Origin of the sequence: Thermus brevis (assembly GCF_026427635.1) — a bacterium.
In the GTDB taxonomy this organism is placed as follows: domain Bacteria; phylum Deinococcota; class Deinococci; order Deinococcales; family Thermaceae; genus Thermus; species Thermus antranikianii.
Genome location: NZ_CP102606.1, coordinates 1692764 through 1716250 on the forward strand (window position 1 = coordinate 1692764; position 23487 = coordinate 1716250).

Below are 23487 nucleotides of genomic sequence, written 5' to 3' on the forward strand. Positions count from 1 at the left end.
ATCCTCCTAAAAGAGAAAGTAGCGCTGGGCCAAGGGTAGACGCCCGGCCGGATGGCTGGTAATGGGTTGGCCGTCCACCCGCACCTCGTAGGTTTCCGGATCCACCTCGATGGAGGGAAGGACGTCGTTTAATCGCATGTCCCTTTTGCTAAGGTTTCGGACGCCCCCCACGGGAAGGAGCCTGCGCCGCAGGCGTGCCGGCAGGTTCCCTGATTCCAAGGAGGCCCTGGACACGAAGGTGAAGGCCACCTCTTCCAAGGCCCGGCCAAAGGCGGCGAACATGGGCCGGTAGTAAACCGGTTCCGGGGTGGGGATGGAGGCGTTGGGATCCCCCATAGGGGCGGCCACAATAAAGCCCGCCTTAATGACGAGATCGGGTTTTACCCCGAAAAAACGGGGATCCCAGAGGACGAGGTCGGCGTACTTGCCGGGTTCCACAGAACCCACGTACTGTGCGATCCCGTGAGCGATCGCTGGGTTGATGGTGTACTTGGCCAGGTAGCGCCGGATGCGGAAATTGTCGTTCCTCTCCGAGTCCTCCGGCAAGGGCCCACGTTCCTCCTTCATCTTGTGGGCTGTTTGCCAGGTGCGGAGGATGGTTTCCCCCACACGCCCCATGGCCTGGGAATCGCTGGACATCATGCTGATGGCGCCTATGTCGTGCAGGACGTCCTCGGCCGCCATGGTTTCTGGCCGTATGCGGGACTCGGCAAAGGCCACGTCCTCGGGGATCCGGGGGGAGAGGTGATGGCAGACCATCAGCATGTCCAGGTGCTCCGCCAGGGTGTTCTCTGTGTAAGGCATGGTGGGGTTGGTGCTGGAAGGAAGCACGTTGGCGTGGCCTACCACCTTCAGGATGTCCGGAGCATGCCCGCCGCCTGCCCCCTCGGAGTGGTAAGCGTGGATGGTGCGGCCGCCGATGGCCCTCAGGGTGTCTTCGACAAAGCCGCTTTCGTTCAAGGTGTCGGTGTGGATGGCCACCTGTACGTCGTAGAGGTCCGCAACCCGCAATGCGGCGTCGATGACCGCGGGTGTGGCGCCCCAGTCCTCGTGGATCTTCAATCCGATGGCCCCGGCGAGGATCTGTTCCTCCAGTGCGCCTACTAGGGAAGCGTTGCCTTTACCCAGGAGCCCGAAGTTGACGGGTAGCCCCTCGAGGGCTTCCAGCATGCGGTGGAGATTCCAGGGGCCTGGGGTGCAGGTGGTGGCCTTGGTCCCCTCCGCAGGACCGGTACCCCCGCCGATCATCGTGGTGATGCCGCTGTAAAGGGCTTCCCATGCCTGTTGAGGGGAGACGAAGTGGATATGGGCGTCGATTCCGCCGGCCGTGAGGATCTTTCCTTCCCCGGATATCACCTCGGTGCCGGGACCGATGACTAGACCGGGGGTTACGCCCTCCTGGACATCGGGATTGCCCGCCTTACCCAGGGCCACGATGCGGCCATCCTTGATCCCCACATCCGCTTTGACCACGCCCCAGTAATCCAGGACGATCACGTTGGTGATCACCAAATCCAGGGCTCCTTGCTCCCGGCTCAGCTGGGACTGGCCCATCCCATCCCTAATCACCTTGCCCCCGCCGAAGACCACCTCTTCCCCCGGAACAGTCCGGTCCTCCTCGATTTCCAGCAGGAGGTTGGTATCCCCCAGTCTTATGCGGTCACCCTTGGTAGGGCCGTAAAGCCTGGCATAGTCTTCTCTCCGGAGCCTCATAGGAACCCCCTCTCATGGGCTTTCCTTAGAGCCACTCCTCGGTTTTCCTCCAACGATCCCGTAACCAGGGCATTCATGCCGAAAACCGTTCGCTTACCTCCCAATTCGACCAGCTCCACTTCTCGCGTTTCCCCAGGTTCAAACCACACCGCCGTGCCAGCAGGGATGTTGAGCCGGAACCCGTAGGCTTTCTCCCGATCGAACCAAAGGGCCCGGTTCACCTCGAAGAAATGGGCATGGGAACCTACCTGGACGGGCCGGTCCCCCGTGTTGGCCACCAGGATGCGGATAACCCTGCGGCCTGAGTTGATTTCTATGGGTGTCTCCTCCAACATGTACTCTCCCGGGATCATGCTCCCCCCCGTAAAAAGTCCCACACGATGGCCGAGGCCACAGCCAGACTGCCGAGGGCAACCCCTACCGAGGCCAGGCGTTGCAGGTACCGGACCCGTCCCGCCACCAGCACAAAGGGCGCCCCCACGGCCAGGCTCATAAGGAACATTCCCAACAGGGCACCTGCGCCGAAGACGAGCACATAGAGGAAGGCCCAAAGAGGGCTGGGCATTTGGCTGGAAGCCAGGAGAACCAAAGCGGCCGAACCGGACAGGCCGTGGATAACCCCCCAGAAGGTGGGGGAGAGTAGGGGGCTTCTTGGAGAACGACCCACAAAGGAGCTCCGCTTCCAGGTTCTCAAGGTTCCCAGGCCTAGCCAGGCTAGAGCCAGAGCCACTATGAGCTCCATGGCTGCCGAGATTCCCCGGGGTAGGGGCAGGTGCAAGGCAAGGATCACGCCCCCTACCGCCGCCAGGGTCAGGAGGTGCCCCAGGCCCCAAAGGGCGCCGACCCCTGCTGCTTTCCAGGGGTTGTTTTGCTGGGTCACCAGGTTGACCACCGCTGCCACGTGGTCGGGTTCCAAGGCATGGCGCAGGCCTAAAAGCACCCCCACGGCTAAGAGGGAAAGGAACGATCCAGCGTCCACGAGCTACCTCCTCAGGAAAGGCTTGGTTACCTGTGCGTGGGCTAGCGGGTCTGGCCTGCTAGAGACTACGAAAATCAGAAGCCGTCTTTCCACTTGCATCCCGGGCCTCCTTGCTCTGCCTCCTATCGGATGGGGTTGTGGATGGTGACCAGCTTGGTGCCATCCGGAAAAGTGCCCTCCACCTGGATCTCCTGGATCATCTCCGCAACCCCCTCCATCACCTCGTCGCGCGTGAGGACCTGTGTCCCAAGCTCCATTAGCTCGGCAACGCTCTTTCCATCCCTTATTCCCTCCAGGATCTCGGCTGTAATCAAGGCCACCGCCTCGGGGTAGTTAAGCTTTAAGCCGCGGGCTCGGCGCCGGCGGGCCACTTCTCCCGCCAGGAAAATCAGGAGCTTATCTATCTCCCGTGGGGTAAGGCGCATCTTCCCACCTCCTAGAGGCTCACCATCTGGGCCACGGTTTCCGGATTGGCCTCCCGGACCTTGCCACCCATGACCACTTGGCCCCGATCCATGACGTAGAAGCGTTGGGCAAAGCCCCAAACGAAGTCCAGGTTTTGCTCCACAACCAGGAGGGCGATGCGCAGCTCGCTACGGATCCAGAACAAAGCCTCCTGGATCTTCTCCACCACAGAGGGCTGGATGCCCTCCGTGGGTTCGTCGAGCAGAAGCAGATCGGGAAGGCCCACGAGGGCCCGGGCGATGGCCAGCTGCTGCTGCTGGCCTCCGGAGAGGGCACCCGCCCTCTTAGCCCGCAGCTCCCAGAGGATGGGGAATAGTTCGAATACCGCCTCGGGTATCCGCTGGGCCCGCGGATGAAGGCGGCCCGCTAGGGCTGCCAAACCCGTCTTAAGGTTCTCCTCCACCGTGAGGAAGGGGAAGATACCCCGTCCTTGGGGCACGTACCCTATACCCAGCCGTGCGCGGTGGTGGGGGGCTAAGCGGGTGATGTCCCGACCCCTGTACACCACGCGGCCCGATTTCAGGGGAAGATGGCCGAGAACGGTTTTCAGAAGCGTGGTTTTCCCCACCCCATTGCGCCCCAGGAGGGCTACCGCCTCTGCCCGGTCCACAGCTAGGCTCACGCCCCAGAGGACCTGGCCATCGCCGTAGCCTGTCTCCACGTCCAGGACTTCAAGCATAGGCCCTCCCCAGGTAAACTGCCCGTACTTCGGGATCCTGGCGCACTTCCTCAAAGGTTCCTTCCCGAAGCACCTTGCCCAAATGCAGGACCGTAACGCTTGCTGCGAGTTTCCCCACGAAGTTCATGTCGTGCTCCACCACTACCACGGTTTTTGCACCCCTTAAGCGGTTCAAAAGGTCGGCGACGGCCTCCGTTTCGCTCCGGGTCAGACCAGCGGTGGGTTCGTCCAGAAGTAGGAGCTCCGCTCCGGTGGAGAGCACCATGGCCAGCTCGAGCCGCTGGCGTTCCCCGTGGCTGAGGGCGGCAGCCTTCACGTACCGCTTATCCTGTAGCCCCACGAGCCCTAGGGTGCTCTCCAATACCTCCCATTCCTCGGCGCTAAGGCCTGGTCCTAGGGATGTGAGGAGCCCTTTTCGCCTGCGGGTGGCCACCACGAGGTTTTCCAACACCGTAAGCCCGTTGAGGACTCCTGGGTTCTGGAACTTGCGTCCCACTCCCTTCCAGGCCAGGACGTGTTCGGGGGTTCCCCCGATTTCCTTTCCCCTGAACAGGATGCGTCCGCGGGATGGGCGCACCCTTCCACTTATGGCGTCCAAAAGGGTGGTCTTTCCTGCACCGTTGGGACCGAGGAGGACCCTAAGCTCTCCCTTCGTAACCTTCAGGTCCACCCCGTCCAGGGCTTTAAATCCGCCTTCGTAGGTTACCTCAAGCCCTTCTACCCTGAGGAAGTCTTCCATGGCCTTCCACCCCTTTTGCCCCTTTCCTGTAGGTGGACCGGAGGGCCGGAAGTAGGACCACCAACACGAAGAGCCCTCCCACCAGGTAGAGCCAAAGATCGGGGAAGAGGCTGCTTACCCGATCCCGTACAAATCCTCCTAGCAAGGAGGCCAACACCGCTCCGAAGAAGCTCTCCTTACCCCCCAAGACCGTCCAGATGACGAATTCGATGGAGGGCTGGACCCCCACGAAGGCCGGGGAGACCACACCCGCATGCAGGGTGAAGAGGGCTCCCCCAAGACCCGCTAGAAAGCCTGCCAGGGAAAAGGCCGCCGCCTTGTAGAGGGCCACGTCGTAACCCAGGAAGCGGGTGCGGTTTTCTCCTTCCCGAAGGGCACGAAGTACCAGGCCAAAGTGGGTGGACCGGAGGGCTAGGGAGCTCCCTATAGCTAGCAGGACCAGGAGGGCCGTGGCCCAGTAGAGGCCCCGCTGGAAAATGGGGTCGGCGAAGGACTGCCCGAGGAAGGAGGCGAAGTTGGTTAAGCCGTTGAATCCTCCTGTCAGACCCTGCTGGCTTATCAGCAGCGTGGAAAAGGCCAGGGCTAGGGCCTGGGTGATCAGGGAGAAGTACACCCCGGTTACCCGTCGGCGGAAGAGGAGAATACCCAGGGTAAAGGCTAGGGCGGCAGGCAGCAGGACAGCCATCGACATGGCAAAGGCCGGATTCCTGAAGGGAGCCCACCACCAGGGTAGGGCCTCGATGCCGTTCCAGACCATAAAGTCAGGGAGCTCCCCAGGGGAGAGGGCACTCAGTTTCAGGTGCATGGCGATGGCGTACCCTCCGAGTCCGAAGAAAATGCCCTGGCCCAGGCTTAGGATCCCTGCGTACCCCCAGGCCCAAACCAGGCCGAGAGCAACCAAACCCACCGCCAGAAATCTGCCCATGAGGGAGAGGTCGTAAGGGGTCACCAGGAAGGGTAAAACGGTAAGTACCACCGCCATGAGCAGGAGGGCCACAAGACTTCTCTGCATGTCACACCTCCTCGAGGGCCCGCGTGCGCGAGGGTAGGAGCCCCCGGGGCCTGAGCTGTAGGAAGAGGACCACGAGGAAAAGGAGGATAACCTTGGCCAAGCTCACGCTGGTCAGCCCTTGCAAGGTGGCCGAGGTTAACCCCAGGAGGAGGGCAGCCAAGGCGGCGCCGCCCAGACTGCCCACACCCCCGAGGATGACCACCAGGAAGGCATCCACAATGTAGCTTTGCCCCACGGTGGGGGTTACCGGGGCGATCAAGGCCAGCGCTGCCCCGGCCAGTCCTGCCAGTCCTCCTCCCAGGGCAAAGGCCACGGCGTCCACCCCCCGGGTGTGGATGCCCAGGGAAGCAGCCATTTCCCGGTTCTGACTCACGGCCCTTAGCTGTAGGCCTAGGGTGGTGTGGCGCAGGAAAGCGGCGAGGCCCATGAGGGCAGCCGCGGCCAGACCGATGACAAAGAGCCGTACCCACGGGAGGCTTATCTCGCCTAGGTGGATCGTTCCAGCCAGCCAAGTGGGTGCGGCCACCTCCACCCCCACAGGGCCGAAGGCGTTCCGTGCGGCTTGTTGAAGGATGAGGGATACACCCCAGGTGGCCAGGAGGGTCTCCAGGGGCCGCCCATACAGGTGGCGTATCACGGCAACCTCCAGCAGGAGGGCGGCAAGGGCTCCTACAACGAAGCCAAGGGGTAACGCGGCCAGGAGGTAAAGGGGGAGGGGCAGGACCTGGTGCGCCAGGTAGGCCATATAACCCCCTAGCATCAGCCATTCCCCATGGGCCATATTGATGACCCGTTGGAGCCCAAAGCTCATGGCCAGACCCACCGCCACCAGGGCTAGAATGGAGGCGACGCTAAGCCCGTTAAAGGTTTGGTTTGCAAAAAACGCCCACTCCCCCATGATGTCGTTCACCTCCTAATGGAGCTTGCAGGTCTTGCCTGGGAAGGCCAGCGGGTCGTAGGGTTCCGGCTTAATGGGTTCCTTGGAGGCCCAGAGAATCTTGAACTGGCCGTTGTCCTGTAGCTCTCCCACGTAGGCGGTTTGGTAGAGGCTCTGGTTGACATCCAGGCGCACACGCCCCAGTGGGGTTTCCACCCAACCCATGGAAACAGCCGCCTTGCGGACCTTGTCGACGTCAAAGGACCCGGCTTTTTCCACCGCCGCCTTCCACAGGTAGACCCCCACGTACCCGTGGACCATGGGATCCGTCACCACCGCCTCCTTGCCATACCGGGCCTGGTAGGCCTGTAGAAACCGCTTATTCGCCGGTGAATCCAAGGTCATGAAGTAGTTCCACGTGGCCAGGCTTCCCTCGAGAAGAGAGGGGCCTATGGCTTTGGCCTCTTGCTCTGCGATGCTGAAGGACATGACCGGAAGCTTCGCTGGCGGAAGGCCGGAGGCAGCCATCTGCTTGAAGAAAGCCACGTTGGAATCCCCGTTAATGGTGTTCAGAACGATGTCCGCACCCGAAGCCTTGATTTTGGTTACCACGCTGCTGAAGTCTGTGCCGCCCAGGGGAACGTATTCTTCCCCCACGACCTCCCCCTTCCGGCTTTCGATGTGCTTTTTCAGGATTAGGTTGGCGGTGCGCGGAAAGACATAGTCCGACCCCACTAGGAAGTAGCGCCGGTATCCCTTCCTCCAGGCCCACTCCAGGGCGGGGAGGATCTGTTGGTTGGGCTGGGCGCCAGTGTACATGATGTTCGGGGAACATTCGTTGCCCTCGAACTGAACTGGATACCAAAGGAGGCCTCCCAGCCGCTCAAAGACCGGAAGCATGGCCTTACGGCTTGCCGAAGTCCAGCCTCCGAAAACGGTAGCCACCTTGTCCTGTTGCAGGAGCTTTTGGGCCTTCTGGGCGAAAACGGCAGGATCCGAGGCGCCGTCCTCCACGATCGGCGCAACCTTGCGTCCCAAAACACCGCCTTTGGCGTTGATCTCCTCAATGGCCAGGAGCGTGGCGTTCTTCACGGTAACCTCGCTAATGGCCATGGTGCCGGAAAGGGAGTGAAGGACGCCCACCCTAACCGTTTCCTGTGCATAAGCATGCAGAAGGGTCGTAAGTCCTGTAAGGACAAGCCATAGCCGTGACCTCCTGAGGTTGCTCAACATGGTTCACCTCCTATGGCGGTCGGGTGGGCCCACCCTTGGCTAGGCAGTATAAATGTGCAGACACAGAATGTCAACTAAGGAATGGCCGATTGAACCGAGTAGCGTTAACGATAGGTATGCAATTCCGGGAATAGCATGCTGCATGTTGTGGTAGGAATGGACGACTGTTCGCCCTTAGGCTAACAATCTGCATATCCGAACCTTCCTACACCTCCATCCAAGAAAGGTGGGGACGTACCCAAGGCATCAATCGAGGAGCCGGGGTTCCAGGGAGGAAATCCAGGCTAGATTATTCATTAGGAGCGGGATCGCCCCCGCGTACCGGCCACGGCTCCCGAAAGGAGGCCAGGATGTATCGCGACGGGACCCCAGGGGGACACCGGCTAGAACCTTGCAGTCACGCGAAAGCCTCACTGTACCCGGTAAGGTCACCGGGCCCCGTAGATCCCTGCCCGTCAGGAGATGGGAGGCCTATGCCAATAGGGATTCACAGAAGGTGACGGAGCTCCACCCAGGTTAGATAACCTGTAAGGACAAGCCAAAGGGCTAGAATCACGGTGGCTGCTAGCCGGCTTTGGGGAAGGGAATCTAACCGTTCGGACTTCTCCCTGGCCTCTCGCAGGATTTCCTCGGGAATAAGGTGGAGTAGCAGGGCGACTCCAAGAGGGATCAGCACAAGGTCGTCGAGATGGCCTAGAATGGGCACAAAGTCAGGGATCAAGTCGATGGGGCTCAGGGCGTAAGCCACCACCAAAGAGGCCAGGAGACGAGCATGCCAGGGTAGCCGGGGATGGTGAAGGGCCAAGTAGAGAGCGCTGACTTCCCGTTTAAATGCCCTGGCCCTGGTCTTCCAGCCACTGATGAGGCGGTGTATCGCCCACGGGTCTTCTCCGAGGAACCTGGGCACGAGGTGAAGTATAAAGCTACGCCTGCCAGCCGTGAGGCTGGAGTCCTAAGGGGGGCAACCCTAGCGACGCTTAAGCCCCTGCCGGCTGCAAGGGGTGTGGCATTTAGCGGAAGGCGCTGTCCGGAAAAGGGTGGGAACGGCATCCAAGGTACTGAAAGAAGGGGTATACCTAGATGATGAGGGATACCGAGGACGCGGAGCTCCTCCGGCAGGTGACCCTGGGGAACGAGGAGGCCCTGCTGGCCCTGTACCGCCGCCATGCGTCTTATGTGCATGCTTTGGCCAGGCGGATTCTTAGGGATAAAGACGAGGCTAAAAACGTCGTCCAGGAAACGTTCTTGCGCATCTGGCACAAGGCCGAGTACTTTGACCCCGAGTTGGGAACGCCCCGCACCTGGATCCTCACCATCGCTCACCGCTTGGCCCTGAAGGCCCTGAAGCGGCGCCCGGATACCCTTCCCCTCGAGGACTGGGATGCTCCTGTGGAGAGCGTGGGCACGGAGGAACACCTTGACCGAATCCGGGTGGCTAGGGCCCTGGAGGCTCTGGATGGCGAGGAGCGGAGGCTCTTGGAGCTGGCCTACTTCTACGGCTACAGCCACAGCGATCTGGCCCTGATCCTGGGCTGGCCCCTGGGCACGGTGAAAAGCCGCCTGCGGCGGGCCTTGAAAAAGCTGGAGGTGGAGTTGAGATGATCCATCCGGACCCGGATAGCTTGATTGCCCTGGCCCTGGATACCCTTCCCGAAGCTCAGCGGAAGAACCTTATGGCTCATATCCGGCGGTGCTCTTCTTGCCGCGAGACCTACCGGCGCCACCTCGAGGCCCTCGCCCACCTGGCCCAGTCCCAGGAACCCTTGCCTGTACCGGTGGAATGGGAGCAGGAGCTCAAGGAATGCCTCAGGACATCCGCTCCACCATCGTTGCCTTCCCGTTTCCGTGCGCAACGCCGCGCCTTCCTGCTGGTCTTAGGAGGAGCCCTTCTGGGTCTGGTAGCCCTTTGGGCGTATCCCAAGTACCAAGACATCCTGGCCTGGAGGCGTTTCATGGCCCTTTCTTCCCAACCCGGGGCAAGGCTTATGCCCCTGGTGGATCCCGCAGGGTACCAGACGGGATGGGCCTTGCGCACTGCGGACGGGGGAGTGGTGCTCTACCTTAAGAAACCGCCTCCTCCGGGCCGGGTGTATCAGGCGTGGTGGATCCAGGGGGAGGGACGCAAGAGCCTGGGAACCACGCCGGGCCGGATGCTGGAGGTTGGGGTTCCTCTGCCGGAAGGCAGCTGGCTGGGCGTTTCCGTGGAACCCCCAGGTGGAAGCCCATCACCCACCACCCCATCGGTGGGGAGGGCTCAACTTTAACTTTTTGGGGGAGGGAGGAGGGCGGAAGATGGTTGGGAAGGACGTGGTCCGGGGTGCCTTGACGGGAGCAGGACTGGCGGCCATCGGCTGGGGTTTGTACCAGGGGTGGGGTCTGAGCCATCCCTTGCTCAACCTCTACGGCTGGATCACCTTCTGGCTTGGGGTCCCGAGCGTGTTCCAGTTCGCTCACAGGGTCTTCGGCTACGGGGAGTTGGGCAAGAACCTGGCCTTTTTCGGCACGGTGGGGCTCTGGCTTTTCCTGCACATGGCCTTGACCTGGCTTTGGCGGACTCGGGGCCCTGTGGCCCTCCCGACCGCCCTGGTGCTCTACCTCCTGCTGAGCGGATGGCTTGCCGGACTGATCTACACGGGTCTGCTGGCGCTCTTTTGGTGGAGGAAGCGAGGCCGAACCCACTTTAGAGCCGCAGGGGGCAGGGGAGGGGTTAGCCGCCGAAAGCTCTTGGCGGTGCTGGGCGTGCTGGCTACCAGGAACGGGAGACAAGGGGCCAAGGCCCAGTCTGCTACACCCTCTAGGATCGCGTGGGACAGGGTTCCCGGCCTCTCCCTGGAGGTTACGCCCCAGGGAAAACTCTACATCGTGTCCAAAAATCCCGCCATCTTCGACCCCAACCTTAAGGGGAGGCCCTACAGCCTAGAGGTGGGCGGACTTGTGGAAAAGCCCCTTAAGCTCGGCTTGGAGGAGCTAAAGGCCCTGCCTGCCAGCCACCTTTGGAACACCCTGGTCTGCATCTCCAACCCAGTTGGGGGTGATCTCATCGGTTGCGCCCGGTGGACGGGGGTGCCCCTAAAGTTCCTGCTGGACAGGGCTGGTATGAAGCCTCAGGCCAGATGGCTGGTCTTTGAGGCTGCGGATGGGTACCGGGAATCCCTGCCCCTAGCGGAGCTTCCCGCTCAGGCCCTGATCGCCTACGCCATCAACGGTGAGGAGCTTGAGCCCCGCCATGGCTACCCGACGCGCCTGATCCTGCCTGGCCGGTATGGGATGAAACAACCCAAGTGGCTTACGCGTATCCTGGTGCTGGAGAGGGAAGAGGTGGGCTACTGGGCCCAGCGGGGTTGGAGCCGGGAAGCAGTGATCCGCACCCTAAGCCGGATCGACGTCCCCAGACCTGGCGTGCAACTGAAGGAAGGGGAAGAGGTGCTTGTCGCCGGGGTGGCCTATGCGGGCGGGCGTCCGCTGGAACGGGTAGAGATCTCCACGGATGGGGGCCTTACGTGGCAAAGGGCCGAGCTCAAGCCACCCCGCAGCCAGTTTGCCTGGCAGCTATGGGCTTTGCCCTGGAGGCCCCTCCAGGGCAACTACACCCTAAAGGTGCGGGCGGTGGAGGTGGGTGGACGGGTCCAGGATCCCGTGGACCGGGAACCCTTGCCCGAGGGGGCGAGCGGCTACCACACGGTTCGGGTGAGGGTCAGGTAGGGGGCCAGGAATCCAAGCGACCCCAATAGGGGATATACCCAGGTGGGAGGTTACGATATGAGGCGAAGGGAAGCGTTAAGGGTGGTGGGCGGCACGGCGCTTTGGATCCTGGGCCGCGGCCTGGCCCTGGGCCGGGCTACTGGGGAGCCCATCTTCCGGCGTTATCCGGAACTTGCAGCGGACGTAGCGGTTGCCCCGGATCGCCCCTTTGTGGTCAAGGGTTTGGGGGAAACCCCCTTGGGCACTTCGGTTCTAATCCGCACCCGCACGGAACAACCCCTCCATTACCACCGGGAGAGGCTGGAGGTGGCCCTGGTGCTCCAGGGGGAGGGACGTCTCGTGGTGGGAGGCAGGGAGGCCACCCTTCGTCCCGGCCAACTGGTGGTGATACCCCCTATGACCGCTCACGCCTTCGTGGGGCAGATGGACATCCTCTCCCGTTTCAGCCCAAAGCTCATGGGGGATGTGGTCTTTGTTCAGGCAGGCTCCGGCCCCAACGAGGGCACGCCTCTGGTTCTGGGATATCGGGCCCCGGAGATCCCGCAGGACCGCCCTTTTGCTGCCACTCCCTTGGCCAATGCTCCCCTGGGAACCGTGGTGGCGGTGGCCACGCGCCTGGGCCAGCCCTGGCACTACCACCGGTCCAAGGATGAGCAGATTTATGTGGTGGCCGGGGAGGGAGTGGCTCAGGTGGAGTTAACCCGTGAGAAGGTAGGACCGGGGAGCCTGGTCCTGGTACCCGCCGGGGCCATCCACCAGTTCCAGGGAAGCCTTCAGTTTGTCTCCGTGTTCGGGCCTGCCCTCATGGGTGATGTGGTCTTTTTATGAGGTTGGCGGTTCTAGGCCTCGCCCTTGTTCTGGCAGGCTGCTTTCCCCGGGAAGGGGTGCCCTCAGCGGACTTGGAGCCTCATGCCGCTCCCTCTCGGGAGGTGGTGGTATCGATGAAGGATTTCACCTTTCGGCCGGACACCCTCCGGATTCCTCCGGGAACCGCCGTGGTCTTTGCCAATCAGGGCCGGTATCCCCATACCGCCACGGAGAGCGGGGGCCTCTTCGATAGCGGGGTCTTAGCCCCGGGTGAGCGTTTCCGTTACACCTTTACCCTCCCTCGGGAATATTCCGTTTACTGCAAACTCCATCCCTACATGGCGCTCCACATTATGGTCGGCCCTTGAAAAAAGGATAGGCGGCCCTGCACCTTCAACATCCCGCGCTTGACCTTTTGGCCTGAAGTCAGGTCTGGTGAACCGAGGCTGGGAGTTCCATGGGGAAGGGCACTGGTAGCGGCTTGTACCTGACCCTTTTGTCCCATGGCAGTGTCGAGGTTAACGAGAAATTCAGGCCACAGGGACAGTGCGTCTGCCTCCCTCTGCTAGGGGGTTGGTTGGATGGGCTGAGGCTACAGGGTGGGGGATTCCCAAGGGGGGCCGAGGGATCGTGAAGGAAGAGCTAGAAGGACATAAGGCTCGGGTCGGAAATTACGAAGCGTGCCGCGGAGTCGTCCGTGCCCGCGGTTGCACGCTTGCACAAGGGAGCTAGTTCAGAACAGCGTTTACCGGGGAACTCGGGCAAAGCCCTGTTCCAGCATCCTGGGCTCTGGCGGAAATGGGTAGGGGCTTGGGCTAGAATACTATCGAAGGAGCAAGTCACATGGCGAGCAAACCCGTCCGGCATAGCATAGAGTGCTGGATCATTTGTCGCAGGGTGGGTGCAGAGGATGCCGTTCTTCTCTTACACGTGGTGGAGGAGCCTGATATCCCAGGCGGCTTCTGGCAACCTATTACGGGAGGAATCAAGGAGGGTGAAGCCTCGCACGAAGCTTGCGTTCGGGAGATCTATGAGGAAACATCCCTGAGAGTACGGGCTGAGGATCTCCGCCAGGTTCCCGGGCACTGGGAGTTTCAGCTACCCCATCAGGTCATCCGGAAAGATCTGTATTGGGTGGAGGTTTCTGAAACCGCCATTCGTCTTGCCCCTGAGGAGCATGACGACTGGAAGTGGGTGCCCATCTCCGCCGTGGAGTCGGAGCTCCACTGGGAATCCAATCGCCGCACGTGGAAGGCAGTGCTCAGCTGCCTCCGATCATAAGTTAGAAAGTAGGGTCACTGGGCTTACGCCCCCGATTTTGTACTCTGCCCTTCTCCTCCATGTGAGGCTTTTCCAGCCTCCGCTAAGGCCTCCTTTCTCCTCCCTGGTGACGGGCGTAGCCGGTACCTTGCCTCGCGGCAAAGAACGGCTCCATCACCGGGTTCCCCCGAGGACCTGTCAGGCTGTCCGCTTCCTTGAGGGGGCGTGTTCTGGAAACCCTCTGGCGATCCAGAAGAAGCAACTCCTTGGTGTTGACGGACCTTTGACGGATCACGAGGCACGCTGGTTCTGGAGGTGAAGAAGCTGCATAGGAAAGACCATTTGACGCAGGTTAGGGCGTTTTTTAGGCGCGCTGCGGGTGCTTCTAAGTGGGTGGCCCGTCTCCGTTTCCTACCGGCGGGACCCGGGAGCCCTGCAACTATTGCGGGAGGTTAAAAGCAACGTGCGCAAGACCTTTAATTTCGTAGAACCCCTCCGTGGCCTGGGCGAGGAGGTCTATTGGGTGGATCACTTTCGCCTCTACGTTTGGGTCAAGGGCGGGCTCCTCGTCATCGACCATGGGTTCACGGCTAACCAGAAGGAGCTGTCCATGTACCTAGCGAAGCTGGCAATGGGGCGGATCCGCTAAGGGGGTGGTGGATGGGAAGGTCTGAGGCGTTGGCTTTCTGGCTTTGGATCACCACTGTGCGGGTTTTTAGGAGCGTGCTCCGGTCTGGGATAACGGGAGGTGCGAAGCATGAAAGGAAAGCTCGTGGTCGTTTTGGCGGTAGCCCTGTGCCCGGTGCTCTTGCCTTTCGGCAAAGCCGGTAGCGGGGGCAATACCTGTGATCTTGTGACCAAGGAGGAGGTGGAGGAAATCATCGGACAAAAGATCGATACCGTGGAGGTGCAGCCAGGGTACGGGAACTGCATCTACTCTACTAAGGAGAAATTCCTTAACGAGACCTTGAAGATTCCGGTCGTTACCATTGGTTACACTCGGAGCGACGTTCAGGAACGGTGGAACTCCTGGTCCTCCATGCCGAAGAGCGAAACCATCAAGGGACTTGGCGATGGGGCCGTTTGGTCCCCCACCTACGGATTTTTCGTCTGCAAATTCAAGGGAGGGCTCCTGATGATCTCGGTACAAAACAAGGATATGGCCATTATGCTTGCGAAGAAGGCTCTAGGACGCATAAAACCGTGACACGCGTGGGTTCGGAAACGTACGCACTTGAGCTGTAGGCCAGCTCAGGCTTGTCGTCCTCACCTCTGGTACTGAACGGATTACCTCCTGGGTAATCCGTCCCTGGAGGGGCCTGCGCCACAATCATTCCTGGCGGAGCTTAACCGCAGGAGTGAGTCCCTTGTGCGATCACCCCACGGGGAGACTTCGGGGTTATTGCCGACCAGGAACGCGCTGCTGGGGCTGGCAAGTGCCCTCGAGGCACAAGAAGGGCGATTGAAGTCCCTGGTGGTGGTCCGGAACTGGAGGAGGTGGGAATCGGTAAGACCGCTCTGGCCCGCCACTTCCTGGAGGGTAAGCCCCATGCCCTCCTAGCGGCCCACCCGGAAGATGCCAGCTTCGCCTGCACCTCCGTGGTCCGCTGGCTGGGCTTTAACCCTGGGCAGCCTGAAGAGGATTGGGCCTAGACGCTGAGGCCGTGCTTCTGGAAGAGGGCTTCCATGAGGTCCATAAGCTCCTCCTCCCTTTCCTCCCGAAAGAGGCAGCGGATCCTCTCCACCTCTTCGTGGGGCAGCACCTCCATGAGGAGGTAGGAGCTGGCCTCGGCGGTGCGGGTCACCGCGTAGGCGAGGAGGGCCTCGAGGGCCTCGGCCCGTGCCCCTTCAAAGGAGTTTTCTGTGTAAACCAGCGCCTCCACGGTACGGCCCCCTTGGGGTCCCCGGCCCAGATCCCTCAACACCACCCCGACCCCGGAAACGGGGTCGCCCAGAGGAATCTGCTCGATGAACTCGCCGAAGGCAGCGGGCTCCTGGGGGTTGTGCGCCCGGTAGTTCTTGGTGTACCGGTCCAGATTCTCCATGGGAACCCGGAACCCCAGGCCCAGCACGGGGCCGGAGACCTCCAGCATCATCCTCTTGCCCACGGTTTGGTCTGGCAACTTGTACATTTCCTACCCCGGTATGCAGTTATCTTAGCACACACTCCCTACTGCCCAGTCTTACACGGAAGCCTCGAGGAGCTTGACTTGGTCTCCGCCCCGAGTCCTCCTGAACCTGTCATCCTCGAGTCATCTTGGGCTACCTAGGCTAGCTTTACCCGGCTGGGTTGACCGCTGGGTAGGGCACGGAGGGAAGAAAAAGGCGGCACATCGCTGTACTTGTCGGGCCAGTTTAGCTTAAGGAGACACACATGAAAGGGAAAGTCGAGAAGATCACGGGCAAGAGCTTCGACACCCCAGATGAAACCCGGCGGCCGTTCGAAAAAGGCAAGATCGACGTGATCACTGTCGGGGGGCTGCCATTCTACCGTGAAACCCTTGCGCCGGGCTGGCAATGGTCCAGGCACGTCAAACCGGTCGTGGGTGGCAACAGCTGCCAGCGGTTCCATGTGAAGATCTTTCTCGCAGGACGGCAACGGGTCCGGATGGATGACGGTACCGAGATGGAATTCGGTCCGGGGGACGTGGCGATCATGCATCCTGGGCATGACGCCTGGGTAGTAGGTGACGAAGCGAACGTGCTGATCGAGCTGGCAAATATCGTCAAGATGCCCGCCGACGCGCCCGAAGAAACGTTGACCGAGATCACCCTCGAGGCGGTTCGGCGCTTCAACGACGCCATTAACAGGCACGATGTCGATGCGGTGATGGCAGCCATGACCGAGGACTGTGTGTTCGAAAACACCTACCCGCCCCCGGATGGCGCGCGCTATGAGGGCCAGGCGGCCGTCCGATCTGTGTGGGAGCGATTCTTTGCGGCCAACCCAGATGCGCGCTTTGAGGTTGAAGAGATGTTTGCTGTCGCTGATCGCTGTGTTGTTCGATGGATTTACAGAAAGACAAAAGAAGGAAGGCCCTGGTATCTGCGCGGCGTGGATGTGTTTCGTGTGCGGGATGGGAAGGTAGCGGAGAAGTTCTCCTACGTCAAAGGTTAGGTTGGTGACTCCTTCAAACGGTCCCCCGCATGGCCTAAATCCAGGGCGCCATTCGATGAACAGTGTTGCCCAACACGCGACGTTGCCCCGGTGCGCTTTGCGGCGCAGTTGAGTGCGTAACAAGATTCTGAGGGTGGCGACTTGATCGTCGGTGGAGCGACCATGGGTGCAGGCATCGGTGTAATGCACCCTGGCCACCCTTTTGAGCGGGAATGGAGGCGGGTCAAAGCTGGGGCGGCCCGGTTTACCCGGCGGAGGCCAAACCCCTGGCTGAAGTGCGCATCGGAGCACAGGGGGTGCGGTATTGGTCCAGATATGTTGCCAAAAGGGCACGCATGGATGCTAAGGAGTCAATCCGTTCAGAAGCCCCTCGAACCCGTTCCCGTCACGCTTCGGTCATTATGCCCTTGCTAACTTGACCCTGCCTGGCTGGATTGCCAGTTGGGTAAGGAGGTAAGCGATGGCTAGAATGGGATTTCTCGGACTGGTAGTTGGGCTATTGGGTGTATTGGCGGTTGTGTTGGCGCATCCTCCGGCGGAACACGCCAAAGCCCTGGGGTTGCCAGAAGGCACGGTTCCGGTAGGTTCATGTGTACCGGGCATGGGTGAGCACTGGGCTCAGCCGCAAAACCTTCCCTTCGGACCTATCTTTGGGGTCATGAAGGAGAAGGTGGTGTTCGTGGAGATCATGGTTTCCCAGGCCGACTTTGCCGCTGGCAAATCCTGGACCGAGGCGCTGAAGCCCTTGACGGGCCATGCTGTAGACCATGTGGACCTGGAGTTCTTGCCCAAGGGCCATGAGGGCTACGAGGTCCCGCACTACGACATCCATGCCTACTTCGTGTCCCACCAGGAGCACCTGGGGAACTGCCCTGCCCCCAAGCCCGCCCCCAAAGGAGTGCCCCACATGAAAGAGTGAGGGAGCCGCTGGGTGACAATCATCGCCCACTGGGGCTTTGAGCGCTTTGTGCGGGGCTATAAGCTGGCCGGCGGAGTGGAGGGTTCTGCCTCCTTCCGCCGGCCCGCCTACCCCTGGCGAAATGAGGCGGGCTACGAAGGTTGCCCGGATCTATACCATCGAGTTTGTAGGGCTGCCCTTCGGATGAGGAGGTAGGATATCGCAACCCCAAACGACATTTCACGCTGGTCTTGCCCGCCCCGTTGGGTCCCACTAGGATGAGAGCCTCGCCTCTCTCCACAGTGAAAGAGATTCCATCTGCTCCTGTGGGTAGGGAAGGAAAAGGGCCTCTAGCCACTCCTATTCCCAGCGCTCTCCCGGTCAGGAGAGCAGGCCTACCACGCAGGGCTTCCCTCGAGGCACCCGGGGTGTGAACCCGGTAAGGGAACCCGGGACTAAGGGAGTTTGAAGACCGTTCGTTATCAGCTCGTGAAAAAGAACCGTGGGAGCGCCCTGCGGGGCAATGCCTGAGTGAAGCCCGGATCGTCCTTTGGCTTCAGTCCAACACGCTTTCATTTGGCCTTCAGGGGCCAGGGTTAAAGTAGGCAATAGGAGGCAGAACATGTCCCGGCCCCTCTCCTTATCGGACGCCCAGCACCTATTGCGCCGGGTAGCGGCCCGGGGGACCCGGGAGGAGGCGGAGGAGCTTTCGGCCATGGGCCTCGAGGAGGCGGTGGATCGTCTCCTTAGGGACCCTGCCCCCGCACCCCCCTACGCCACCCGCTTCGCCCCCAACCAGCGGGCCCAGCAACACCGCGAGATCAGCCTGCTCTGGATCGAGCACTGGCTCACCACCCCCACCCCGGCTGCGGAACGGCTTGTGCTCTTTTGGCACGGCCATTTCACCTCCGCCTTCCAAGCCACCATGGGGGCCCAGGGCATTGACTTTTGGAATCAGTTTGCGATGTTCCGCCGGCTAGGGTACGGGACTTTTGGCGACTTCCTTAAGGCGGTGGCCCGGGATCCCGTCATGCTCCTATATCTGAACAATGCGGAAAGCCGCAAGGAGCACCCGAACCAGAACTGGGCCCGCGAGCTTCTGGAGCTCTACACCCTGGGCCCCGGCCACTATTCCGAGGCGGACATCCTAGAGGCGGCCCGGGCCTTTACCGGCTGGACTGTACGCCTGAAGGGGGGCCTGAACCCGCGCGAGGCCGACGCTAACGTGCCGTGGGAGTTCACCTTCCGGCCCGCCTGGCACGACCCGGGGCCGAAAACCTTCCTGGGCCAGAGGGTTGAGGGTGGGGAAGAGGTGCTGGAGGTGCTTATTGCCCACCCTCAGACCTACCGCTTCCTCTCCCGGAAGCTTCTCCGGTTTTATCTTTCCCCGGAGCCTCCGGAGGCTATGGTGGAGGAGGGGGCGAGGGTTCTGCGATCGGAAGGAACGAGGGGTTTCCTGCGATGGCTTTTCACCCACGAGGCCTTTTACCATCCTTCGTTCCGGAATAGCTTGATCAAAGGCCCTCTGGAATACCTGGTGGGGCTCCTTTACGCTGCCGGGATCAGGGAATTACCCGCGGACTCCTCGTTAGGGAAGGGGGTGTACCAGGCCCTGGCTGCCATGAGCCAGATACCCTTCGATCCCCCCACGGTGGCGGGGTGGGAGGGGGGCCCCACCTGGCTGGCGGAAACGCCCTATTTGGCACGGCTGAACCTGATCACCGCGGTGGCAAACCAGGGGAAGAGCCTGGATCTTTCCGTCTTCATGGAAGGCGGAAAGGCGCTGGCGGATCTGGTGAAGCCGGAAGCCCAGCTCTTGTAGAGGTGGAGGATGGATCGGCGCGAGTTTTTGCAAAAATCCCTGCTTGCCCTGGCTCTGGGCCAAGGGGCACCCTCCCTGTTGGTGCGTACTGCCCTGGCCGCCAAAACCCGGGGAAGGATCCTGGTGGTGGTCAACCTCTTCGGGGGCAACGACCAGCTCAACACCCTGGTGCCCTACCGCAACGAGCTCTACCATCGCCTCAGGCCCAACCTGGCCCTGAAGGGGAAAGAGGTGCTGGATCTCGGGGTGCGGGGCAAATGGTTGGGCCTGCACCCGGCCTTGCGACCCCTGATGGCCATGTGGGAAAAGGGGGAGCTGGCCCTCATTCCCCAGGTGGGGTACCCCAACCCCAACCGCAGCCACTTCATCTCCACGGCCATCTGGCACACCGCTGACCCTGATCGGCGGGCCCAGACCGGCTGGCTGGGCCGCTGGGCGGATGGGCAGGAGGACCCCTTCTGCGAAACCTTCCTGGGGGGTGCTGCCCCCCTGGCCCTCAGGGGCGAGCGGCGCACCGCCCCGGCCATCGCCAGCATCGATGCCTTCACCCTCCGGCTCACCCCGGCCCTCCAGCGTGCCTTTGAGGAGGAGGCCCGCCACCCGCGCCAGGGCACGGCGGAGGAGGTTCGGCGGGCGATGCTTTCCCTCAGGGGGGCGCTAGACCGCGTGGGCCGGCTGCGCGCGGTGAAGAACCGGGCCCAGTACCCGGAGGGCGCCTTCGGCCGGAGCCTGGCGGACATCGCCCGGATGATCGCAGGGGGCCTGGAGAGCAGCGTCTACTACACCACCCTGGGCGGATGGGACACCCATGCCAACCAGCCACCCCGCCATGAGGAGCTTCTGGGGCAGTTGGCCCAAGGGCTGGCGGCCTTGCGGGAAGACCTCCGGGCCATAGGACGGGACGGGGACGTGCTGATCCTGATCTTCAGCGAGTTCGGCCGCCAGGTGGCCGAGAACGCTTCCCTGGGCACGGACCACGGCGAGGGAGGGCTGATGCTGGCCCTGGGGCCCGGGGTAAACGGGGGGCTCTACGGCGACGAACCGGACCTCGAGGACCTCAGCCTGAATGCCCTCAAGTACCGAACAGACTTCCGCCATGTGTACGCCACGGCCCTGCAGTGGATTGGCGCCGACCCCAAGGCCGTGCTGGGGGCGGAGTTTACCCCGATGGGGCTCCTGCGGAACGCAGGGTCGTGATCCGGGATGACACTTCGCAGGGCGATAAGGTTGATTAGTTTGTTCGCGAAAGGTACATTTCGCGCATGTGTTATACTACCCCCGTGGAACCCAGCCTTATCTGGAAATCCATCGGCATTAAAAAGCCCGAGAAGGCCCTTCAACCCCTGGCCCCCTATGCCGAATACCTCCTTTTGGAGCGGGGATACTCCCCCAGGGGGGTGCGCCGCTACCTTCAGGACCTGGCCCTCTGGTTTCGCTTCCTCCAGGAAGAGGGTTTTACCCCGGGCCCCGAGGCGGTCCGGGCGCTCCTCCTCAAGGAGCGCTGGGCCCCAAGGAGGGTGCAGGGGTTTCTGGCGGCCCTCCGCAGCTACTACCGCTACCTGGCCCAGGTCAAGGGAGAAGCCGTGTCCGATCCCACGGAGGGCATCGGCCGCCCCAAGGCCGGGCGCAGGCTTCCCTTGCACCCCGCTCCGGAGGAGCTCAAACGTTTCCTCGAGGCCCTGGAAGCCGAAAAGGAGGCCAGGCTCCTCAGCCGCCTGGCCCGGTTCCTCTACGGCACGGGGCTTCGCATCTCCGAGGCCCTTTCCCTGAAGGGTCGGAACGTGATCCTCGAGGGCTCGGTTCCCGTGGCCATCCGGGTGGTGGGCAAGGGGAACAAGGAAAGGCTGGTGCCCCTTTCCAGGACCGCCCGGGAGGTTCTTTTAGAGTTGGGGCCACCCCAGGGTAATGTGAGTATTTTCACGTTCACTCAGGGAAGGCACCGGGGCAGGGTTCCTTCCGCCCGGTACGTGGAGGCCAGGTTCCGGGAGGCGGCCCTGAGGGCGGGCCTGGACCCCAGGCGCTTCACCCCGCACAAGCTCCGCCACGCCTACGCCACCCTGCTGGTGGAAAACGGCGTGGAGCTGGATGCCGTAAAGGACCTTCTGGGCCACGAGTCCATCGCCACCACCCAGATCTACCTGCACGCCTCGAGGGAACGGCTCAGGGAGGCGGCCTCGAGGTTGCCCGAGCTTTAAGCCGGGTACACTGGCTCCCGGAGGTACCCATGTTTGTGGTGATGAACCGCATCCCCGTCAAACCCGAGTACGCCGACCAGTTCGAGGAGGCCTTCCGCACCCGGGCCCGCCTGGTGGACCGCATGCCGGGCTTCATCCGGAACCTGGTCCTTCGTCCAAAGAACCCAGGAGACCCCTATGTGGTGATGACCTTCTGGGAAAGCGAGGCCGCCTTCCGGGCCTGGACGGAAAGCCCGGAGTTCCGCGAAGGCCACGCCCGAAGCGGCACCCTTCCCAAGGAAGCCTTCCTGGGACCCAGCAAGCTGGAAACCTTCACGGCCTTCTTGGACTCGGAAGCCGGCTAGGCGTCCCTTGATCTACCGGGACCCGCAAAAGGTGATGCGGGACACTTGTCCCTTCGCCTCAGGTGTGCTACCCTAACAAACGACCGTTAGCCATGGAGCGGCGCGAGCAAATCCTCACCATAGCAGGCCACCTCTTCAGCCAGCGGGGCTACCACGCCACCAGCATGCGGGAGCTGGCCAAGCACCTAAACCTCCAGGGGGGAAGCCTATACGCCCACATCACCTCCAAGGAGGAGCTCCTCCTGGAGGTGGTGCGCCAGGCCGCCGAGCGCTTCCTTAAAGTTCTGGAGGGACTTAAGGGCGACCCCGTGGCCAAGCTGAAGGGCCTGGTACGGGGCCACCTCGAGGTCATCGCCCAGGAGCTGCCCCGGGCCACGGTCTTCTTCCACGAGTGGAAACACCTCTCCCCTCCCCTTCTGGAAGAGGCCAAGGCCTTGAGGCGCCGCTACGAGGAAGGCGTCCAGGCAGTGATCCAGGAGGGTATGGAACAAGGGGTCTTCCGGGTGGACAACCTCCGCCTGGCCACCCTCTTTGTCCTTTCCGCCCTGAACTGGACCTACCAGTGGTACCGGCTCGAAGGGCCCCTTTCCTTGGAAGAACTTTCGGAAGCCTACGCCACCCTCATCCTGAGGGCTTTGGGCGTAGAGGCTAATGAGGAGAAAGGAGGCGAGGATGGTTAAGCTTAAGCTCGGCTACCCAGAGGATCCCGACTACCAGGAAAGGCTAGAGGAGTTTGAGGCCCGCATCGCCCGGGGCGAGAAGATCGAGCCCGGGGACTGGATGCCCGCCGAGTACCGGCGCCAGCTCATCCGTATGATCTCCCAGCACGCCCATAGCGAGTGGGTGGGGATGCTTCCCGAGGGTGCCTGGATCACCCGGGCTCCTTCCATCCGGCGGAAGCTCATCCTGCTGGCCAAGGTTCAGGACGAGGCCGGGCACGGGCAGTACCTCTACCACGCCGCCGAAACCCTGGGGATCACCCGGGAGGAGATGGTGGAAGCCCTTCTTTCCGGCAAGGCCAAGTACTCCAACATCTTCAACTACCCCACCCTCACCTGGGCGGATGTGGGCATCATCGGCTGGCTGGTGGACGGGATGGCCATCAAGAACCAGACCATGCTGGCCCAGTGCTCCTACGGGCCCTACTCCCGGGCCATGGTGCGCATCTGCGCCGAGGAAACCTTCCACCACAAGCAGGGGAAGGAGGCCGTCCTCCTCTACGCCAGGGGCTCCAAGAAGCAGCGCCAGATGGTGCAGGATGCCCTGAACCGCTGGTGGTGGCCTACTCTGATGATGGCCGGGCCCCACGACACCGACTCCCCCCACACCCCCCTCCTTCTGCGGTGGGGCATCAAGACCAAGACCAACGACCAGGTGCGCCAGGAGTTCCTGAATGAACACGTCCCCGAACTCTTGGACGCTGGGCTCACCATCCCCGACCCCGACCTCCGTTACGACGAGAAGACGGGTAACTGGATCCACGGGCCCATCCCCTGGGACGACTTCTGGAAGGTGATCAACGGGGAAGGCCCCATGAACCGGCACCGGCTCATGGCCCGGAGGAGGGCCCACGAGGAGGGACGCTGGGTGCGGGAGGCCCTCGAGGCCTACGGCAAGCGCCGCCTGGCCCAGGCCGCGGATTAG

General features: G+C 62.1%; 29 protein-coding genes. 16 read left to right on the plus strand and 13 right to left on the minus strand.

Going from position 1 to position 23487, the window contains the following annotated elements:
• Positions 1–6 precede the first annotated feature (6 nt).
• The 10 genes from ureC to KQ693_RS09250 form a co-directional block, all read right to left on the minus strand.
• The gene (gene ureC / locus KQ693_RS09205; protein WP_267261034.1) at positions 7–1713 is read right to left on the minus strand and encodes an urease subunit alpha; all 1707 of its coding nucleotides are present in this window, start codon (positions 1711–1713) and stop codon (positions 7–9) included.
• A complete protein-coding gene (locus tag KQ693_RS09210) occupies positions 1710–2066 on the minus strand; it encodes an urease subunit beta (RefSeq protein WP_267261035.1) in 357 nt (118 codons plus the stop codon). The genes ureC and KQ693_RS09210 overlap by 4 nt, the downstream gene beginning before the upstream one ends.
• The gene (locus tag KQ693_RS09215; RefSeq protein WP_135255965.1) at positions 2063–2692 is read right to left on the minus strand and encodes a HupE/UreJ family protein; all 630 of its coding nucleotides are present in this window, start codon (positions 2690–2692) and stop codon (positions 2063–2065) included. The genes KQ693_RS09210 and KQ693_RS09215 overlap by 4 nt, the downstream gene beginning before the upstream one ends.
• 122 nt (positions 2693–2814) lie before the next feature.
• Entirely contained in the window at positions 2815–3117 is a 303-nt protein-coding gene (gene ureA, locus KQ693_RS09220; RefSeq protein ID WP_135255966.1) for an urease subunit gamma, read from the minus strand.
• 11 nt (positions 3118–3128) lie between these two features.
• On the minus strand, positions 3129–3836 hold the full coding sequence (gene urtE / locus KQ693_RS09225) for an urea ABC transporter ATP-binding subunit UrtE (RefSeq protein ID WP_267261036.1): 708 nt from the start codon (positions 3834–3836) through the stop codon (positions 3129–3131).
• Positions 3829–4575, minus strand: coding sequence for an ABC transporter ATP-binding protein (locus tag KQ693_RS09230; RefSeq protein WP_135255968.1), 747 nt, complete (start codon positions 4573–4575; stop codon positions 3829–3831). The genes urtE and KQ693_RS09230 overlap by 8 nt, the downstream gene beginning before the upstream one ends.
• Positions 4544–5587: an urea ABC transporter permease subunit UrtC gene (gene urtC, locus KQ693_RS09235; protein WP_267261037.1), complete on the minus strand. Its 1044-nt coding sequence runs from the start codon at positions 5585–5587 to the stop codon at positions 4544–4546. Before urtC ends, KQ693_RS09230 begins: the two co-directional genes overlap by 32 nt.
• A gap of 1 nt (position 5588) precedes the next feature.
• Positions 5589–6497: an urea ABC transporter permease subunit UrtB gene (urtB, locus tag KQ693_RS09240; protein WP_219759184.1), complete on the minus strand. Its 909-nt coding sequence runs from the start codon at positions 6495–6497 to the stop codon at positions 5589–5591.
• 3 nt (positions 6498–6500) lie between these two features.
• On the minus strand, positions 6501–7577 hold the full coding sequence (gene urtA, locus KQ693_RS09245; RefSeq protein WP_267261038.1) for an urea ABC transporter substrate-binding protein: 1077 nt from the start codon (positions 7575–7577) through the stop codon (positions 6501–6503).
• 607 nt (positions 7578–8184) lie between these two features.
• Positions 8185–8604, minus strand: coding sequence for a YkvA family protein (locus KQ693_RS09250; RefSeq protein ID WP_267261039.1), 420 nt, complete (start codon positions 8602–8604; stop codon positions 8185–8187).
• 176 nt (positions 8605–8780) lie between these two features.
• Between KQ693_RS09250 and KQ693_RS09255 the strand changes: the two genes are divergently transcribed.
• From KQ693_RS09255 to KQ693_RS13000, 6 genes are all read left to right on the plus strand, one after another.
• Positions 8781–9299: a sigma-70 family RNA polymerase sigma factor gene (locus KQ693_RS09255; protein WP_267261040.1), complete on the plus strand. Its 519-nt coding sequence runs from the start codon at positions 8781–8783 to the stop codon at positions 9297–9299.
• Positions 9296–9961 carry an anti-sigma factor gene (locus KQ693_RS09260; protein ID WP_135255971.1) on the plus strand — a complete coding sequence of 222 codons (666 nt, stop codon included), beginning with the start codon at positions 9296–9298 and terminating at the stop codon, positions 9959–9961. The genes KQ693_RS09255 and KQ693_RS09260 overlap by 4 nt, the downstream gene beginning before the upstream one ends.
• Before the next feature lie 28 nt (positions 9962–9989).
• The gene (locus KQ693_RS09265; RefSeq protein WP_267261041.1) at positions 9990–11399 is read left to right on the plus strand and encodes a molybdopterin-dependent oxidoreductase; all 1410 of its coding nucleotides are present in this window, start codon (positions 9990–9992) and stop codon (positions 11397–11399) included.
• 57 nt (positions 11400–11456) lie between these two features.
• A complete protein-coding gene (locus KQ693_RS09270) occupies positions 11457–12227 on the plus strand; it encodes a cupin domain-containing protein (RefSeq protein WP_267261042.1) in 771 nt (256 codons plus the stop codon).
• A 113-nt stretch (positions 12228–12340) separates the two neighbouring features.
• Positions 12341–12574 carry a cupredoxin domain-containing protein gene (locus KQ693_RS09275; RefSeq protein WP_267262374.1) on the plus strand — a complete coding sequence of 78 codons (234 nt, stop codon included), beginning with the start codon at positions 12341–12343 and terminating at the stop codon, positions 12572–12574.
• A gap of 475 nt (positions 12575–13049) precedes the next feature.
• Positions 13050–13487: an NUDIX hydrolase gene (locus tag KQ693_RS13000; RefSeq protein ID WP_416376358.1), complete on the plus strand. Its 438-nt coding sequence runs from the start codon at positions 13050–13052 to the stop codon at positions 13485–13487.
• Positions 13488–13905: 418 nt separating this feature from the next.
• On the opposite strand, the gene KQ693_RS09280 is transcribed toward KQ693_RS13000, so the two are convergent.
• On the minus strand, positions 13906–14046 hold the full coding sequence (locus KQ693_RS09280; RefSeq protein ID WP_219759183.1) for a hypothetical protein: 141 nt from the start codon (positions 14044–14046) through the stop codon (positions 13906–13908).
• Positions 14047–14223: 177 nt separating this feature from the next.
• On the opposite strand from KQ693_RS09280, the gene KQ693_RS09285 reads away from it, so the two are divergent.
• Together KQ693_RS09285 and KQ693_RS09290 are read left to right on the plus strand one after the other, a co-directional pair.
• Complete coding sequence (locus tag KQ693_RS09285) at positions 14224–14673, plus strand: hypothetical protein (protein WP_267261043.1); 450 nt, start codon at positions 14224–14226, stop codon at positions 14671–14673.
• A gap of 290 nt (positions 14674–14963) precedes the next feature.
• Complete coding sequence (locus tag KQ693_RS09290; RefSeq protein ID WP_267261044.1) at positions 14964–15119, plus strand: hypothetical protein; 156 nt, start codon at positions 14964–14966, stop codon at positions 15117–15119.
• Here the strand turns inward: KQ693_RS09290 and KQ693_RS09295 are convergent.
• Positions 15116–15598, minus strand: a complete 483-nt coding sequence (locus KQ693_RS09295) for a hypothetical protein (protein WP_267261045.1) — start codon at positions 15596–15598, stop codon at positions 15116–15118. The two genes, KQ693_RS09290 and KQ693_RS09295, sit on opposite strands and share 4 nt — an antisense overlap.
• Before the next feature lie 242 nt (positions 15599–15840).
• Between KQ693_RS09295 and KQ693_RS09300 the strand changes: the two genes are divergently transcribed.
• Both KQ693_RS09300 and KQ693_RS09305 read left to right on the plus strand, forming a co-directional pair.
• Positions 15841–16584 (plus strand): nuclear transport factor 2 family protein, encoded by a 744-nt coding sequence (locus tag KQ693_RS09300; RefSeq protein ID WP_267261046.1) that lies wholly within the window; start codon positions 15841–15843, stop codon positions 16582–16584.
• 658 nt (positions 16585–17242) lie between these two features.
• Positions 17243–17503 (plus strand): hypothetical protein, encoded by a 261-nt coding sequence (locus tag KQ693_RS09305; RefSeq protein ID WP_240695359.1) that lies wholly within the window; start codon positions 17243–17245, stop codon positions 17501–17503.
• Positions 17504–17522: 19 nt separating this feature from the next.
• On the opposite strand, the gene KQ693_RS09310 is transcribed toward KQ693_RS09305, so the two are convergent.
• Positions 17523–17840 (minus strand): ATP-binding cassette domain-containing protein, encoded by a 318-nt coding sequence (locus KQ693_RS09310; RefSeq protein WP_308418060.1) that lies wholly within the window; start codon positions 17838–17840, stop codon positions 17523–17525.
• Positions 17841–18104: 264 nt separating this feature from the next.
• On the opposite strand from KQ693_RS09310, the gene KQ693_RS09315 reads away from it, so the two are divergent.
• From KQ693_RS09315 to paaA, 6 genes are all read left to right on the plus strand, one after another.
• The gene (locus KQ693_RS09315) at positions 18105–19304 is read left to right on the plus strand and encodes a DUF1800 domain-containing protein (protein WP_267261047.1); all 1200 of its coding nucleotides are present in this window, start codon (positions 18105–18107) and stop codon (positions 19302–19304) included.
• 9 nt (positions 19305–19313) lie between these two features.
• Positions 19314–20501, plus strand: a complete 1188-nt coding sequence (locus KQ693_RS09320) for a DUF1501 domain-containing protein (protein ID WP_267261048.1) — start codon at positions 19314–19316, stop codon at positions 20499–20501.
• Between the two features lie 65 nt (positions 20502–20566).
• A complete protein-coding gene (locus KQ693_RS09325) occupies positions 20567–21499 on the plus strand; it encodes a tyrosine-type recombinase/integrase (RefSeq protein ID WP_323808496.1) in 933 nt (310 codons plus the stop codon).
• 29 nt (positions 21500–21528) lie between these two features.
• A complete protein-coding gene (locus tag KQ693_RS09330) occupies positions 21529–21843 on the plus strand; it encodes an antibiotic biosynthesis monooxygenase family protein (RefSeq protein WP_015717110.1) in 315 nt (104 codons plus the stop codon).
• 92 nt (positions 21844–21935) lie between these two features.
• The gene (locus KQ693_RS09335) at positions 21936–22523 is read left to right on the plus strand and encodes a TetR/AcrR family transcriptional regulator (RefSeq protein WP_267261050.1); all 588 of its coding nucleotides are present in this window, start codon (positions 21936–21938) and stop codon (positions 22521–22523) included.
• A complete protein-coding gene (gene paaA / locus KQ693_RS09340; RefSeq protein WP_015717112.1) occupies positions 22516–23487 on the plus strand; it encodes a 1,2-phenylacetyl-CoA epoxidase subunit PaaA in 972 nt (323 codons plus the stop codon). Before KQ693_RS09335 ends, paaA begins: the two co-directional genes overlap by 8 nt.